Annotated in this window: 14 protein-coding genes; 2 read left to right on the top strand and 12 right to left on the bottom strand. The window is 28.8% G+C overall.

The window, feature by feature from the left end:
* Positions 1-24: 24 nt before the first annotated feature.
* Positions 25-504 (top strand): DUF1877 family protein, encoded by a 480-nt coding sequence (locus tag O0R46_RS03605; protein ID WP_269312213.1) that lies wholly within the window; start codon positions 25-27, stop codon positions 502-504.
* 102 nt (positions 505-606) lie between these two features.
* Here O0R46_RS03605 and O0R46_RS03600 read toward each other — a convergent pair whose 3' ends face one another.
* The 7 genes from O0R46_RS03600 to O0R46_RS03570 all read right to left on the bottom strand — a co-directional run bounded on the left by O0R46_RS03600 (position 607) and on the right by O0R46_RS03570 (position 7,480).
* Positions 607-1,227, bottom strand: coding sequence for a DsbA family oxidoreductase (locus tag O0R46_RS03600; protein ID WP_269312212.1), 621 nt, complete (start codon positions 1,225-1,227; stop codon positions 607-609).
* A gap of 260 nt (positions 1,228-1,487) precedes the next feature.
* Entirely contained in the window at positions 1,488-2,303 is an 816-nt protein-coding gene (locus O0R46_RS03595) for a metal ABC transporter permease (RefSeq protein ID WP_269312211.1), read from the bottom strand.
* Positions 2,290-2,967, bottom strand: coding sequence for a metal ABC transporter ATP-binding protein (locus tag O0R46_RS03590; protein ID WP_269312210.1), 678 nt, complete (start codon positions 2,965-2,967; stop codon positions 2,290-2,292). The genes O0R46_RS03595 and O0R46_RS03590 overlap by 14 nt, the downstream gene beginning before the upstream one ends.
* A complete protein-coding gene (locus tag O0R46_RS03585; RefSeq protein WP_269312209.1) occupies positions 2,967-4,286 on the bottom strand; it encodes a metal ABC transporter substrate-binding protein in 1,320 nt (439 codons plus the stop codon). The genes O0R46_RS03590 and O0R46_RS03585 overlap by 1 nt, the downstream gene beginning before the upstream one ends.
* Positions 4,287-4,294: 8 nt before the next feature.
* On the bottom strand, positions 4,295-4,963 hold the full coding sequence (locus tag O0R46_RS03580; protein WP_269312208.1) for a ZinT/AdcA family metal-binding protein: 669 nt from the start codon (positions 4,961-4,963) through the stop codon (positions 4,295-4,297).
* A 236-nt stretch (positions 4,964-5,199) separates the two neighbouring features.
* Positions 5,200-6,768, bottom strand: coding sequence for a cardiolipin synthase (gene cls / locus O0R46_RS03575; RefSeq protein WP_269312207.1), 1,569 nt, complete (start codon positions 6,766-6,768; stop codon positions 5,200-5,202).
* Between the two features lie 172 nt (positions 6,769-6,940).
* Positions 6,941-7,480 carry a carbonic anhydrase gene (locus tag O0R46_RS03570; RefSeq protein ID WP_269312206.1) on the bottom strand — a complete coding sequence of 180 codons (540 nt, stop codon included), beginning with the start codon at positions 7,478-7,480 and terminating at the stop codon, positions 6,941-6,943.
* A gap of 135 nt (positions 7,481-7,615) precedes the next feature.
* On the opposite strand from O0R46_RS03570, the gene O0R46_RS03565 reads away from it, so the two are divergent.
* Positions 7,616-8,122 (top strand): O-acetyl-ADP-ribose deacetylase, encoded by a 507-nt coding sequence (locus tag O0R46_RS03565; RefSeq protein WP_331275620.1) that lies wholly within the window; start codon positions 7,616-7,618, stop codon positions 8,120-8,122.
* A gap of 81 nt (positions 8,123-8,203) precedes the next feature.
* Here O0R46_RS03565 and O0R46_RS03560 read toward each other — a convergent pair whose 3' ends face one another.
* From O0R46_RS03560 to O0R46_RS03540, 5 genes are all read right to left on the bottom strand, one after another.
* Positions 8,204-8,938 carry a suppressor of fused domain protein gene (locus O0R46_RS03560; protein ID WP_269312205.1) on the bottom strand — a complete coding sequence of 245 codons (735 nt, stop codon included), beginning with the start codon at positions 8,936-8,938 and terminating at the stop codon, positions 8,204-8,206.
* A 105-nt stretch (positions 8,939-9,043) separates the two neighbouring features.
* Positions 9,044-9,490, bottom strand: a complete 447-nt coding sequence (locus O0R46_RS03555) for an NUDIX domain-containing protein (RefSeq protein ID WP_269312204.1) — start codon at positions 9,488-9,490, stop codon at positions 9,044-9,046.
* Between the two features lie 119 nt (positions 9,491-9,609).
* The gene (locus O0R46_RS03550) at positions 9,610-11,328 is read right to left on the bottom strand and encodes a catalase (protein WP_331275619.1); all 1,719 of its coding nucleotides are present in this window, start codon (positions 11,326-11,328) and stop codon (positions 9,610-9,612) included.
* Between the two features lie 129 nt (positions 11,329-11,457).
* Complete coding sequence (locus O0R46_RS03545) at positions 11,458-12,147, bottom strand: YjjG family noncanonical pyrimidine nucleotidase (RefSeq protein WP_269312203.1); 690 nt, start codon at positions 12,145-12,147, stop codon at positions 11,458-11,460.
* Between the two features lie 90 nt (positions 12,148-12,237).
* Positions 12,238-14,307 (bottom strand): family 10 glycosylhydrolase, encoded by a 2,070-nt coding sequence (locus tag O0R46_RS03540; RefSeq protein WP_269312202.1) that lies wholly within the window; start codon positions 14,305-14,307, stop codon positions 12,238-12,240.
* Between the last annotated feature and the right edge of the window lie 35 nt (positions 14,308-14,342).

The raw sequence follows: 14,342 nt of genomic DNA, 5'->3' as shown, positions 1-14,342 counted from the left end.
ATTAATTAAAATGGAGGGTTTAATATGTATACAGCGGAATATAGGCAAGTTAGTAACGAAGAATTAAATAAACTAATACATAGCGAAGATAAATTAGAATTTTTAGAAACAATTGATTTAAACGACCTTAATAGTGAAAATATTGAAACGCTTTGGGATGGATTGCATTTTTTATTTACTAAAAAACCTGCCAATAGTATTATAAAGAACAATCCTTTAAGTGTTGCAATTTTGGGACAGAATATAATTGGAGATGAATACATTAGCTATATTGATAATTACAGTGTTAGTTTAATATACAAAAACTTAAAGCACTATGATATAGAGAATGCTTTGAAAAACGTAGATTTTGAAGATTTTATAGTAAATGAAATATATCCAAATACATGGACTCAAGATAGAGAAAAAATGGCTGAGGACATCAAATATTATTTTTATAAATTAAAAGATTTTTATAAATCATCTTATGAGAAAAACAACAATGTGGTTGTATCTATTATATAATTATTAATTTTAGATAAAATTTATTTATACAAATAACGTCTTATAAATAATATATTGACCAATAATTTACAATTTATTGGTCAATTTCTATTTATAATTATTTCATTTTAACATATCCTTTATAACATTCTCTATTATAATTTCAGATTGGGCACCAGCTAAAATCACATCTCCATTTATTATAAGAGTTGGCACTACGTTTATATTGTATTTGTCAGATAATTCCATATCTTTTAGTACATCCCTTTCAGTGCTAGGAGACTTATAGAATTTTATCCATTTATCTTTATCAATACCAGCATTTATTATTGCTTCTTCAAGAACTTTATCTGATTCAATATTTTTACTTTCTACAAATAATTTATTTTGTATCGAATCAAAAGCATTCCAATAAGCTATTTCTCCACCTACTTTTCTAGCTGATTCGCAAGCTATAAGTGCCGACCTAGACAATGGAAAATTAAAATCGGCATCTTTCATTTGTTCTATATTCATTCTATGCTCATCATCGTTTTCATTAGCCAAGTGCCAATGACTTACTACTTTATCTTTTACTGCCTCTCTAGAGCCAAATTGCCTTATATAATCTTCATCTTTCCAAGCAAGCGCAAATGATCTATGTATAATTTCAATATTTTCATATCTTTCAGCTATTTTTCTCATTCTAGCAGACATAGGAAAACAATAACTACATATCACATCGTGAAAAAATTCTATTTTCATAACTACTTCTCCTTTCTTTATCCATATTATAACTATACCCTATCATATATATCTAAAAAATTAGAGGTCAAATATTGACCCCTAATTTTTTAATATTATGTATTCCAAAATTGTTTTTATTTTTAAATCTAATAAAATTTATTAATTATAATAAATATTTTAAAATTTTATTCTATATTTTTTAAATAAATAAAATATTTTTTAAGCAAATAAAACATTTTTATTTTTTTGCTCAAAATAATTTAAATATTTTATTTTATCTAAATTAAAAACTTATCTAAATAAGAATATCTAATTTTTTTATATACCACTACTATTATCATTCCTACTACTGAATTTATTACTATTGCTCCTCCTGGTTTTAAATCAAAATGATAAGATATAACAATACCCATCATAGTGTATAAAACTCCTAATATTATTGATAATAACATAGTCTGTTTATAACTTCTAGCTATTATTAAACTCGTAGCAACTGGCAATACTATTAGAGATGCTACAAGCAAAGCTCCGACAATTTTACAAGCCATAGCCACAGTAATTGCAGCTAAAAAAGTAATCATAGAATTTATTCTTTTTACCTTTACTCCTGCAATTCTTGCCAAATTAACATCAATAGATATATCAAGTAATGCACCATAATATACTAGAGAAATAAAAAATACTAGTAATGCTACTATAGATACATTTATTAAATCTTGATTTGTAACAGATGATATACTACCAAAAAGATAAGATTCAAAATTATTACCACCTGGTGCAAAATCTGATAAAATTGCTGCCAAACCTAAACCCGTACTCATTATAACAGCTGTTGCCATATCACCATATTGTGGAAACTTCTTTCTAATAGCCTCAATAGCAAAGGCAGATACTATACATATTATTATTGCACCCATTACTGGATCAAATCCTAATATTAGTCCCATACCAACTCCTGCAAGTGATGTATGCGATAAAGCATCTCCTAGCATAGATGTTTTTCTATTTACTAAAACCACTCCTATTAATGGAATCATTATAGAAAGTAAAAAACCTGCCACTAAAGCTCTTCTCATAAAATCAAATTGTAGCATCGATTAATTTACCCCCTTCCATTTTATAACAATTGTCAATCCTCAAATGCTCTTTCAATAAAGTCAGTTCATGACTAACAATAAGAATAGTAGTATTATTTTTTTCATTAATTTGCTCTATTAACTTCAAAAATTCAATCTTACTTTTTTGATCAACACCTGAAGTAGGTTCGTCCAATATTAATAGCTTAGGATCTTGCATTAAAGCTCTTGCAATCATAGTTCTTTGTTTTAATCCACCAGACAATTCATTATAAGGTGTATGAATATATTTTTCTAATCCTAATTTTTTTAATACTTCTATAGCCTTATTCTTGTGACTTTTTGATGCTATTTTAATGAATCCAAAATCTCTATAAAGGTTTAATACCACTATCTCCAATACTGTGATGGGAAATGATATTTGATTGAAATTTTGAAGCTGTGGTACATATGCTATATCCTCATATGTTGCTAAATCCTGTATATTTATATTTTCAAATATTATTTTTCCACTCTCAGCTTTTAATTCACCCAATATTAGTTTCAGCAAAGTAGATTTTCCTGATCCATTTTCTCCTACTATGGTAGCTATTTTACCTTTTCTCAAAGAAAAATTTAAATTATCTATTATCTTTTCATATGTATATCCAAAAGTAAGATCTACTACTTCAATTTGATTCATCATTCCTCCTTTAATGATTTATATAAAACTTCTAAATTATACTTCATTATATCTTGATAATGTCCATTATTTTTATTCATCTGATCAGTTTCATACTCCATAGATGTAAGTCCAATCGCCTGTCCATGAATTTCTTCAGCCAAAGATACTGCACTTTTGGGATCATCTCCATACTCATAAAAAACAGTATTTATCTTTTTATAATTTGCAAAGTCTATGGCTTTTTTAATTGTTTTTAAACTAGGTGCCTCAGTTGAAACCAAACCTTGAAGTGGAAATTGTCTAAGTGAAAAATCTCTAGCTAAATATTCATAAGCATAATGAGTTACTACAAAATCTTTTCTATCCAATCTTGAAAATTTATCCTTGTATTCTAATTCTAAATCTGTTAGCTTGTCTACTAATCTGACCTTATTTTTATTGTACTGCCTTGAATTATCAGGATATAAATGTGATAATGTGTTCTTTATAGAATTCAAATATGATTTTGCATTTACTAGAGACAACCAAGAGTGTGGATCATATGTTATTTTATCCGCTCCAGAAGTAGAATTTTCTAATAACTTTTGAACTTTTAAATCTTCGTTTTTTTCTCTATCTTGCAAAGTATACGGTAATAATGGTTCTGAAATTCTATCAGATATAAATACCCAATTCCCACTCTTTGGTAGTTGATAGTATACTTCACCATGCTCATGCCCCATTTCTATTGCATATACTGTTCCATCTTTTACATCTATATTGTGTTTTTGATGGACAATTTCCCCCTTTCTATCCATCATTTTTTTACCTTTTTTAATTAATTCTTCTCTTGACATATTTTTAGAATTATCAATAAAGCCAACCCTTAAAATATCTTCATGAGTATGTCCAAAGTCTATCTTATATTTCTTATCTTTATCTGCTATTTGTTGGGCCATGTACTGAAAATCACCCATAACAGCGGCTCCTTTATATGAAATGAGTTTGATAGAATCAGATAATCTTACAATTTTTAAATCTGGCAAATTCTTATGAACTTGGTCCACCCAATGCTCCATATTAGCACCATTCACAAAAAGTGCATCCGCATCTTTTAACCTTTGTAAATCTTTTGGCGTTGGTTCCCAAAGATGTGGATTCTTATCTAAAGGCATGAAATTTCTTACCTCGATTGTATCTCCAGCTACTTGACTGACCAAGTCATGTATTGGGTAAAAGGAAGTATAAACAACTGGTTTATTTATCTTATTATCACTACTGTTACTACAAGCACTTACAAATGATATAGATATTATTAATAGTACTAATGAAAATATCAATCTCAACTTTTTTTTCATTTTCTATCTTACTCTTTTATTTCATCTATCAATTGCTGGCTTGTAGTCGATGGCTTAACATATGTTGGGAACCATTTATCCTGTTTCAATAGTTCATCTATATTTTTGCCATATCTCATATGGAAATGAGTTAAACTTTCTTCACCATGGATTGGCATCATTATTATAATTGGATATTTTGCATTTTTATCTGTAGCTTCAAATTGATCCCATTCTAAAGTTTCGTTTCCATGTTTAGTTTCAAATGATTTTATAAATTTATATTCTGAGGAAAATACCTCTTTTCCACCCTTATCTTTAAATTTGTCTAAGAAAGTAACCTTATTTCCTTGAATAACTATTCCTCCAAATTCATTTTTTCGTCTATTTTTTAATTCCCTCTTTACTTCTTCTGGCTTTTTATTATCTCTTTTTGCTACTTCAGCATATGCACTTTGTAAATCTTGGTTATCTAAATAAGCACTCATATCGTTCCATGTACCCTGCCAATCAGATATAGAAACGTCTTGATTTTTTTTTGATTTATCCGTATCTTTCTTTCCATTATTTGAATCAACCTTTTGCTCCATTTTTGTATTATTTTTTGAGTCCTTACTGTCTTTTACATTATTGTTTGCTCCACAAGCTGTAAGTGTAAGTAAACTTGCTGCAAACAGCATTGCTATTCTCTTATTCATAAAATCCTCCTAATTATTCAGTCGTTGTTATCGATAACTTTAATTGAATATTATCACTACTGATAATCATTGTCAATAGCATTTTGCAAAAATTATATATTCTTTAGAAATTAAATTTAAATATACAACAACACCCAAGAAAACTTGGGTGTTGTTAAGCAATTATTTAGTTATGTTATAAAATCGAAAATCCTAAAGCTTCAATTTATTTTCAATAACTTAATTGAGTAAATTATTTACATCATAGGAGCAAATAATTTTAATACTCTTCCTGATAACCTATAAATAAAATTCAATTCTCTATATTTTTCTATAGTCATTTGATTACATTTTTCTTGAGTATTTAAGAAATCTTCCTTTAATTTCAGTGCAAAATCTTCATCGTATACTAATACAGCATTTTCATAGTGTAGATGTAATGACCTAAAATCAAGATTTATTGTACCTGCTACTGAAGTCATATCATCAGATACAAAAGATTTTGCGTGTAAAAATCCTGGACTATATTCGTATATTTTTACACCATTTTTAATTAAATGCTCATAATACGATCTACCCATATTATAAGCGATTTTCTTATCAGGTATACCTGGCATCATAATTCTAACATCCACACATCTTTTAGCAGCAAACTTTATTGCATTTATAACTTTATCACTTAAAATCAAATAAGGTGTCATGATATATACATAATCCTTTGCCTGATTCAATACATCTACATACACGTTTTCACCCACTGTTTCTTGATCATTTGGAGCGTCATCAAATGGTTGTACATATGCTTGAGATTGTGTGAGTAATTCATGGCTTAAATATCTATTTAAGTTATATTCATTACCGCTAGATAAGTCCCATAGATTAAAGAACATCACAGTGAAATTCTTTACGGCTTGACCTTCCAATCTAATTCCATTATCTTTCCAATGACCAAATTTTTCAACAGCGTTTATATATTCATCAGATAAATTCACTCCACCTGTATATGCTATTTCATTATCTATTACCACTATTTTTCTATGATTACGATTGTTGTGATAAGTAGATAAAATAGGTTTTACAGCACCAAATACAAGTGTATCTATTCCCAAACTTTCTAAATAATTCTTGTAGCTACTTGGCAGATGGTATGCATTCATTCCGTCATACATAAACTTGACATCTACACCCTCTTTTACCTTGTCAGACAAAATATCTACTATAGTATCTAACATGATACCTGGTTTTATAATAAAAAATTCCATCAATATAAAATCTTTTGCATTTCTTAAGTCTACAATTAATTTTTCAAAATATTCTTCACCCTGTGTATAATATTGTAAATCAGTATTTTTATGCATTGGATAATCAATAATATTATCCAAATATCTATCTAAACCATAATCTACTCTTGGGTCATGTTCCATCTCAGAAGGTATATTTTTATTTGCTGTAAGAAGTTTCGTGTTTTTAATTTTTATTTTTTCCAAACGCCTACTTAGCATTCTAGGTCCAGGCAATATTTCCAAAAACAAATACAGCATTATACCAAATACAGGCAAAGAAGCTATTGGTATAATCCAAGCGACTCTATAATCAATTGGCTTATCCAAATTTATAATATGAATTATTAAAATAAACCTTATAACAATCCAAATCCAATTTATCCAATGAACCTTTTGAATAAAGATAGTATAGATGAATATAAATAAAAAAATTTGTAATAAAATCAATATAGTAACTAAAAATATGGGTTTTACTAAATGTTTCTTCTCTTTTAATTCTCTTTTTTCTTCATTAAATTTATCTTTTATCTTATGCTTATCCATAAAACTCCCCTTAAAAATGTTATTATTTCATTCTAACATATGTAATCACTATTTACAATTTAACTAATTCTAATACAAAAAAACTGACATTTATATAATAAAGTCAGTTTTGATTTTAGTTTTATTATATTTTATCCATTAAAATATCCATAACAAAATCACATATAAATAATTAAATAGAAAAGTCTACTTTGCCCGTTTCAATATCGTACACTCCACCCACAATTTCCAATCTATCTGTCAAATATAGTTTTTCTCTCAATTTATTTATACTGTGCTCTACATTCTTAAAAGATGCTTTTTTATCGTCGGTTTCATCATCTATTCCTTCTTTTATCTCATCCAATACATATGCTAGATGTCCACAACTTTCACCATTTATAGCGGAATTTACTGCACCACAATGTGTATGACCCATTACCATTAAAAGCTTTGTTCCCAAGACATTAGCCGCGTATTCGATAGAAGCTATTTCACTAGGACCTACTATATTGCCAGCTACACGTATTACAAACAAATCTCCTAATCCTGCTGAAAATATAGCCTCTGATGTAATTCTTGAATCAGAACAAGTTAATATTATCGCGTATGGATTTTGTCCATTTTTAAGCTCTTTTCTTTTATCTAGAGATATATCGCCAATAAATTTATTAGTTTCTAGAAACATAGAGTTTCCTATCATTAATCTACTTATTAATCCTTCACTATTCATCTTTTTCACCTCTTACTTAATCTTATAAATATATTATTACCCAATAATATATTTGTGAAAATTCTATATTTGACTAATAAGAGTATTAATTGTATAATATTGCAAAATATATATTAGATTTTATAGGAGGTAAATATGCCATTTAAAATATTAAAAACTGATATAACTAAATTAAAAGTTGATGCGATTGTAAATGCAGCCAATTCTTCTCTACTAGGTGGTGGTGGTGTAGATGGTGCAATTCACAGAGTTGCTGGACCAAAACTATTAGAAGAATGTAAATCTCTAAATGGTTGTCAAACAGGACATGCTAAAATAACTAAAGCTTATAATCTCCCAGCAAAATTTGTAATTCACACAGTTGGCCCAGTATATAAAGATGGTAATCATGGAGAAAAAAATTTATTAGAATCCGCCTATGAAAATTCATTGAAACTTGCTAAGGAGAATAATTTAAAATCCGTAGCATTCCCACTAATATCTTCCGGAGTCTATGGATATCCCCAAGATAAAGCCATTGAAGTAGCAATAAATCAGATAAAAAAATTCTTACTCAATAATGATATGAATGTTATGCTAATATTGTTTAGCGAAGAGTTGTTTAAAATGAGTAATGAGATTTGTAAAAATATAGAGTATTAGCCATGCATATTGCATGGCTATAAATTTATCCAGAAAAATCCTATACTTTCTACTTAATAATTTTTATTCTTTTCTTATTTATTATAACAGTGATTTTCTATTATAATCTGTGATATCACTACCCAGCCTTATATACAAATCCTTTACATTACAATAATCATTTAATGATGTCAATTCATCATCTGTCACTCCTACTAACTCTAGAAATTCTACTTTTCCATAATCTGTATCTAGTGTTCTTATACTAGAATCTGGTACACATATAAATCCAGTAATCTTTGATTGATGTTTTGCATCTACTCCTTGATTTTTTGAATATTCAATAAATTCATATGGCTTATATACTTCATCATTTAGAAATACTTGTCTTGCAATATTTTGCATTATACCACATATATTTCTTATCTCGTATTCTTCATCTACATAATCATCTTTTTTCAATTTAAACGTTAGTTCATATCCATATCCACTATTTTCTAAATTCTGCGACTCCTTTTCATATAACTCAGTCATACCATAAGATACAAAGTGCCAGAAATCCCCACCATCATATATACTTATTCCGTCTAGTGGGTTATTTCCTCCAAACATCCATTTTACAAATGTCCCAAAATGTTTAGGATTATCCTGCCCTGGATATATTCTATCAAATTCTTGCGTAATTGCATCCCATCCAGGAGCTTCTAAATCATTTACTTCATCAGAAAGATCCAATCTTAGAGTCTTTTCAAACTCTTTATTTGATGCACTTTTTGATTCTTTTTCTATCCCATTTTTATTATCTTTATTCTTTTTAAAAATATCAAAAATTCCCAAAAAAGCTCCCTCCTTTTTCTAAAAAAAAGATAATGCTTTCGCATCATCTTTTACTATTTTATCATATGTTCTGCTATTAGACAAATTTACAAATTATTACTTTTCTTACCAGCCAATTTCAGATAGCCTAATTCCTTTTTTATAATTATTTATTGCTATTTTATTGTGTTCTCCCAACAATTCTGGAAGTTTATCTAAATCAAACCATTTAAGTTCTTCTATTTTATTTTCTTCATTAACTCTTATGTGATAATCTTTATTTTCTTCAATTTCCATTACAAAATAAAAGAAATAATATAAGTCATTATACATAGATGTATGTATAACTGTAAATAATTCTATGTCTTCCTTTGTAATATCTAAATTGCATTCCTCTTTTGCCTCTCTAATCATTGCATCAGTTATTGATTCATATTCTTCAATATGACCACTCACTGTCAAATCATAATATCCATCGTAAAAACCTGTATTCATTCTTTTTTGCATCAAAATTTTATCATTCATTTTTAACAATAAAAATACAGCACTTTTAGTCTTAAATCTTTCTTTCACTGTTTTCACCTCGCTAATTTGCTATCGATTTACTATTTAAATTAATTTTCATAAAAATAAGCACGATACAATCGTGCTCATTTAGCTTGTTCTCTAATTGTAAATTCAAATTTATTTTTTTATAATACAAATGGATCTTTCATTGGTTCAATAAAAGATTTTGGATCATAGTCTGTCTTTATTTCTTTCCAATCTTTTGCTCCCATATCTTTACTTGGTACATTTAATTCTGGATGGGCATTATTTGCATCATAATTACCTTTTCTTGAATCTCTATTCGGTAAATTAAGATCTACATCTTCAATATTGATTTCAAGTGCTTTAGCTACTCCTTTACCATAATCTGGATCTGCCTGATAACAATTGTTTATATGTCTGTGTTTAATTTGAAGTGTAGAATCTCCTAGATTTCTAGCTGTATTGGCAAACAACACTTCTTTTTGATCTTCAGTCAAAGCTCTAAACAGCATACCTGGCTGAGTATAGTAATCGTCATCGTCTAATCTATAATCATATCTATCTACCTGGCCACCATCTTGACTTGGCATATATCCTCTAGGATTTTCTTGCCAGTTTCCATATGAATTTGGTTCATAGTGATTTTCTGAGCCCATGTTGCCATCTATTCTCATCTGTCCATCTCTATGCCATGGATGATAATCTCCATCTTTCATTCCTCTTGGTCTATTCACTGGAATTTGGTGATTGTTGACACCTAATCTGTATCTCTGAGCATCACCATACATCATAATTCTTGCTTGTAACATTTTATCTGGTGAGAATCCAATTCCTGGTACATTATGTGCCGGATTAAATGCAGCCTGCTCTACATCTTGAAAATAATTTTCTGGATTTCTATTTAATTCAAATTCTCCTACCTCTATAAATGGAAAGTCTTTCTTTAGCCACATTTTAGTCAGATCAAATGGATTATTCTTCATATTTCTAGCTTGTTCTTCTGTCATTACCTGAATATACATTTTCCATTTTGGATACATTCCCTTCTCGATTGATGTATATAGATCTCTTTGACTAGCTTCTCTATCTTTTGCCACTACCATCTCAGCCTCTTGGTCTGTAAAGTTTTGTATCCCCTGCTGAGATCTAAAATGGAATTTTACCCACACTCTTTCATTATCAGCATTTATTAATGAATATGTATGTGATCCAAATCCATGCATATATCTAAATGAAGATGGAATACCTCTATCTGTCATTATTATTGTTACTTGTAAAAGTGATTCCGGAAGCGATGACCAAAAATCCCAGTTATTATTAGGACTCCTCATATTAGTTCTAGGATCTCTTTTCACAGCATGATTAAGATCAATAAATTTCATAGGATCCCTAAAAAAGAATACTGGAGTATTATTACCAACCAAATCCCAGTTACCTTCTTCTGTATAAAACTTTAAAGCAAATCCACGAATATCTCTTTCTGTATCAGCAGCACCTCTTTCACCTGCAACAGTAGAAAATCTCGCAAACATCTCAGTTTCTTTTCCTACTTCAGAGAAAATCTTAGCTTTTGTATACTTTGTGATATCATTTGTTACTTTAAAAGTTCCAAATGCTCCTGAACCTTTGGCATGCATTCTCCTTTCAGGTATTACCTCTCTATTAAAGTGTGCATGTTTTTCAAATAACCAAGTATCTTCCATTACACCAGGTCCTCTGATACCTGCTGTCATCATATCTTGGTTATTTTCTACTGGACTTCCTTGAGCTCTAGATATATAAGGATTATCTCCTTTTACATCATTCTTACTTGACAAAGGGTCGCCTAAACCATTTTTATCCATTGGATTTATACTCTTTTTTTCTTTATTATCTGCCATGTTATCCTCCTTTAATCTTTAAAAAAACTAATACTGTATTTTAAAATTATTAATTGTATAACTTAATTAAATTGATACCCATAAGAGATAATAAAAAACTTTTGTCATCAATAGCAATTAGAATATTTTCTACATGTTTATTATATCTAATACTTGTTTTAAATTATTAATTGTATAACTTATTTTAATGTCATCTGCAATTTTAGTGTTATAAGGATTGTACCAACAAGTCTGAATCCCTGCATTAATTCCACCTTGAATATCACTCGTTAATGAATCTCCTATTATTAAATATTTGTCGCAGTTTCTGTCATTTGTATATTCAAATATCTTGTCAAAAAAACCTATAAAAGGCTTTGCATAACCTATCTTTTCTGAAATAAATACAAAATCTAAAATTTTATCTAGACCAGAATTTTTTAACTTGGCTATTTGTGCTGTTGCAGTTCCATTTGTAACTGCAAATTGTTTATATTTTCCTTTTAAGTATCTTACTACTTCCAATGCATTTTCATTGAATATTGGAGTAAGTCCTAGGCATTCTTGATAGTATGAATTAAATTTTTTTACTATTGATTTGTCTATATTATATAAAGAAAAAAATTCTTCAAAACGTCCATATAAGACTCCCTCTTTGCTAATTTTACCTTGTTCTAAAAGATCCCAATATTTTTTATTTATGATTTTATATTCATCTAATTGTTTATCACTACAATTCCCTAAGTTAAACTTTTCAAATGCCATTTTTAGAGATTTATCTTCTGATAAATCGAAATTCAATAGGGTTCTATCTATATCCCATAAAATATATCTAAACATATTTAAACCACTTTTTTCCTTTTCATATTTTTATATTACTTTAATGATAAGTATCATAATGTATAGATTTATATAATTTTTAATTATTGTCTACTGCATTACACCATACAATAGCTCATATATTTTGTTATAAGTATAAGTATTTATTCCTCCTCCCACTTTATATAATAGGCTTACACTTCTAGGATAAAGAACATCATTTTGAAGACTATTTATACTTTTACCCGCTAGTATAGTTGGTGAGTCTGTTCTTTGTGCAAAAACACTTATAGTAACAGCATCAATAAGTGCATCTGCTCTTGTTACAAATGCTTCTTTTGTAAAAAGTTTTGTATAAAATTTTCTCACTACTAATGAATTTGTATCAATTCTGTTGGCACCTGCTATTCTACTATTAGTTAAGTCTTTTGATAGCACATTAGATATTTGTTTTATTATATTATTAGAAATAATCATATCTCCACCTACAAAATAAACATTTTCAGGGTTATTATTTTTTATGTAATTTGTTACAATAATAGGGTTTCTTTCATATGATGCTTTGGATGCTATAGAAATAGCGTCTGCTAATCCATTTTCTCCTACTACATATACATTATTAACAGGCTTATTCTGGCTGATATTCTCTGCTATTTTATTTGATACCTCATATATGTCTTTTCCATATATTTTTTCATAACTTAATCCACTTATAGCTGTATTTAATTTATCTAATTGAGATTTATCTATAGAATTTTCATCACCTATTAATATTATTTTTTTTGCACCCAATCTTTTTATTTCGTTTATAGTAGGTTCGCTTATATATGATTTACTTGATAACAAGATTGGTGCATTTCTTAATGATGCTAGTGGTGAAGAAATTACTCCCACGTATGGTTCATACCCATTCACTAATACCACAGTTCCTGTTCCATTTGGCCAAGATTTTTTGCTTATTTCTACAGCTGTATCAGACCTATTGGCGCCCATCATGGAATTTTGGTAAGGATATCTTGCTAAGTAAAGTGATTTTAAATCATTTGTTACTTGAGATGAATTTACTATATCACTAGCAGAAAAATACATACTACCCTTGATATTAGGGTATTTCCTATTTAATAATATTTGATTTTTTATCTCAATGGCTACATTTTCACCATACACATCATCTTGACCATGCTTGTATATACCTTGACCAATATATAGCTTTACATTTGAACCCACCATCTGGTCTGACCACCACTTTATTAAAGTTGCATAGTCAGCTCTTGTATTCCCAATTTTCCAATACACTTGAGGAACCACATAATCTATTAAATTATTTTTTATCCAATATCTTGTATCCGCATATTGTACGGCGTATGATTCGCTACCACTTGTGTTTGAACCGTTTGAATCACTTGAAGAATTTCTCCAAATCCCTGAAGGACTTACACCAAATACAAGACCTGGTTTTATTGACTTAATTCCTGTATTTACTTTTTTTAACATATTATTTATGTTATTTCTTCTCCAGTCATCAATATTTCCTGACCCATATTTTTTATATGTATTATAATCTGGAAAATTAGAATCCGGATAAAAATAATCATCAAAGTGTATGCCATCTATATTATAATTTCTAACAACTTCATTAACTGTATTTACTATATAATTTGTAACCTCAGGCTTACCTGGATCATAAAACCATTTATTATTATATTTTATGACCCAATCCGGATGTAAGTTCATCGGATTTGTAGGTGTTGAACCTGATTTATCTGGATTCATCCAAGCTCTATATGGATTAAACCAAGCATGTACTTTGATACCTCTTTTGTGACTTTCATCAATTACAAACTGCAAAGGATCATAACCTGGATATTTACCTTGAGTTCCTGTCAAAAACCTAGACCAAGGATTAATATTAGATTTATATAGAGCATCTGATTCTGGCCTAACTTGAAATATCACTGTATTTATACCTGTGCTTTTCAAATGATCTAATAATTTAATATATTCAGCTTTCTGAGCGCTTGGATTATAATATGATGTCTTTGGCCAATCCATATTATAAACACTGGCAACCCAAGCCCCTCTCATTTCTTCTTCAGCGTTTACATCTTCAATATTGTAAATAGCAAATATTCCACTTAAAAATAGTATAAACAAACTAATAACAAATTTTTTATTTCTCATTCTTTCACCTCATAAATAATCAAAGCATTCGATTT

It is taken from the genome of Peptostreptococcus equinus, assembly GCF_027125355.1.
Lineage (GTDB): Bacteria > Bacillota > Clostridia > Peptostreptococcales > Peptostreptococcaceae > Peptostreptococcus > Peptostreptococcus equinus.
The sequence above is the reverse complement of the archived record's forward strand: the minus strand, read 5'-3'. Positions and strand labels throughout refer to the sequence as shown.

Excerpts from the sequence above, each read along its gene's own strand:
- O0R46_RS03550 (WP_331275619.1), bottom strand. The coding sequence starts at position 11,328 with ATGGCAGATAATAAAGAAAAAAAGAGTATAAATCCAATGGATAAAAAT.
- O0R46_RS03570 (WP_269312206.1), bottom strand. The coding sequence starts at position 7,480 with ATGAATAGTGAAGGATTAATAAGTAGATTAATGATAGGAAACTCTATG.
- O0R46_RS03545 (WP_269312203.1), bottom strand. The coding sequence starts at position 12,147 with ATGTTTAGATATATTTTATGGGATATAGATAGAACCCTATTGAATTTC.
- O0R46_RS03595 (WP_269312211.1), bottom strand. The coding sequence starts at position 2,303 with ATGCTACAATTTGATTTTATGAGAAGAGCTTTAGTGGCAGGTTTTTTA.
- O0R46_RS03600 (WP_269312212.1), bottom strand. The coding sequence starts at position 1,227 with ATGAAAATAGAATTTTTTCACGATGTGATATGTAGTTATTGTTTTCCT.
- O0R46_RS03590 (WP_269312210.1), bottom strand. The coding sequence starts at position 2,967 with ATGAATCAAATTGAAGTAGTAGATCTTACTTTTGGATATACATATGAA.
- O0R46_RS03565 (WP_331275620.1), top strand. The coding sequence starts at position 7,616 with ATGCCATTTAAAATATTAAAAACTGATATAACTAAATTAAAAGTTGAT.
- O0R46_RS03585 (WP_269312209.1), bottom strand. The coding sequence starts at position 4,286 with ATGAAAAAAAAGTTGAGATTGATATTTTCATTAGTACTATTAATAATA.
- O0R46_RS03540 (WP_269312202.1), bottom strand. The coding sequence starts at position 14,307 with ATGAGAAATAAAAAATTTGTTATTAGTTTGTTTATACTATTTTTAAGT.
- cls (WP_269312207.1), bottom strand. The coding sequence starts at position 6,768 with ATGGATAAGCATAAGATAAAAGATAAATTTAATGAAGAAAAAAGAGAA.
- O0R46_RS03605 (WP_269312213.1), top strand. The coding sequence starts at position 25 with ATGTATACAGCGGAATATAGGCAAGTTAGTAACGAAGAATTAAATAAA.
- O0R46_RS03580 (WP_269312208.1), bottom strand. The coding sequence starts at position 4,963 with ATGAATAAGAGAATAGCAATGCTGTTTGCAGCAAGTTTACTTACACTT.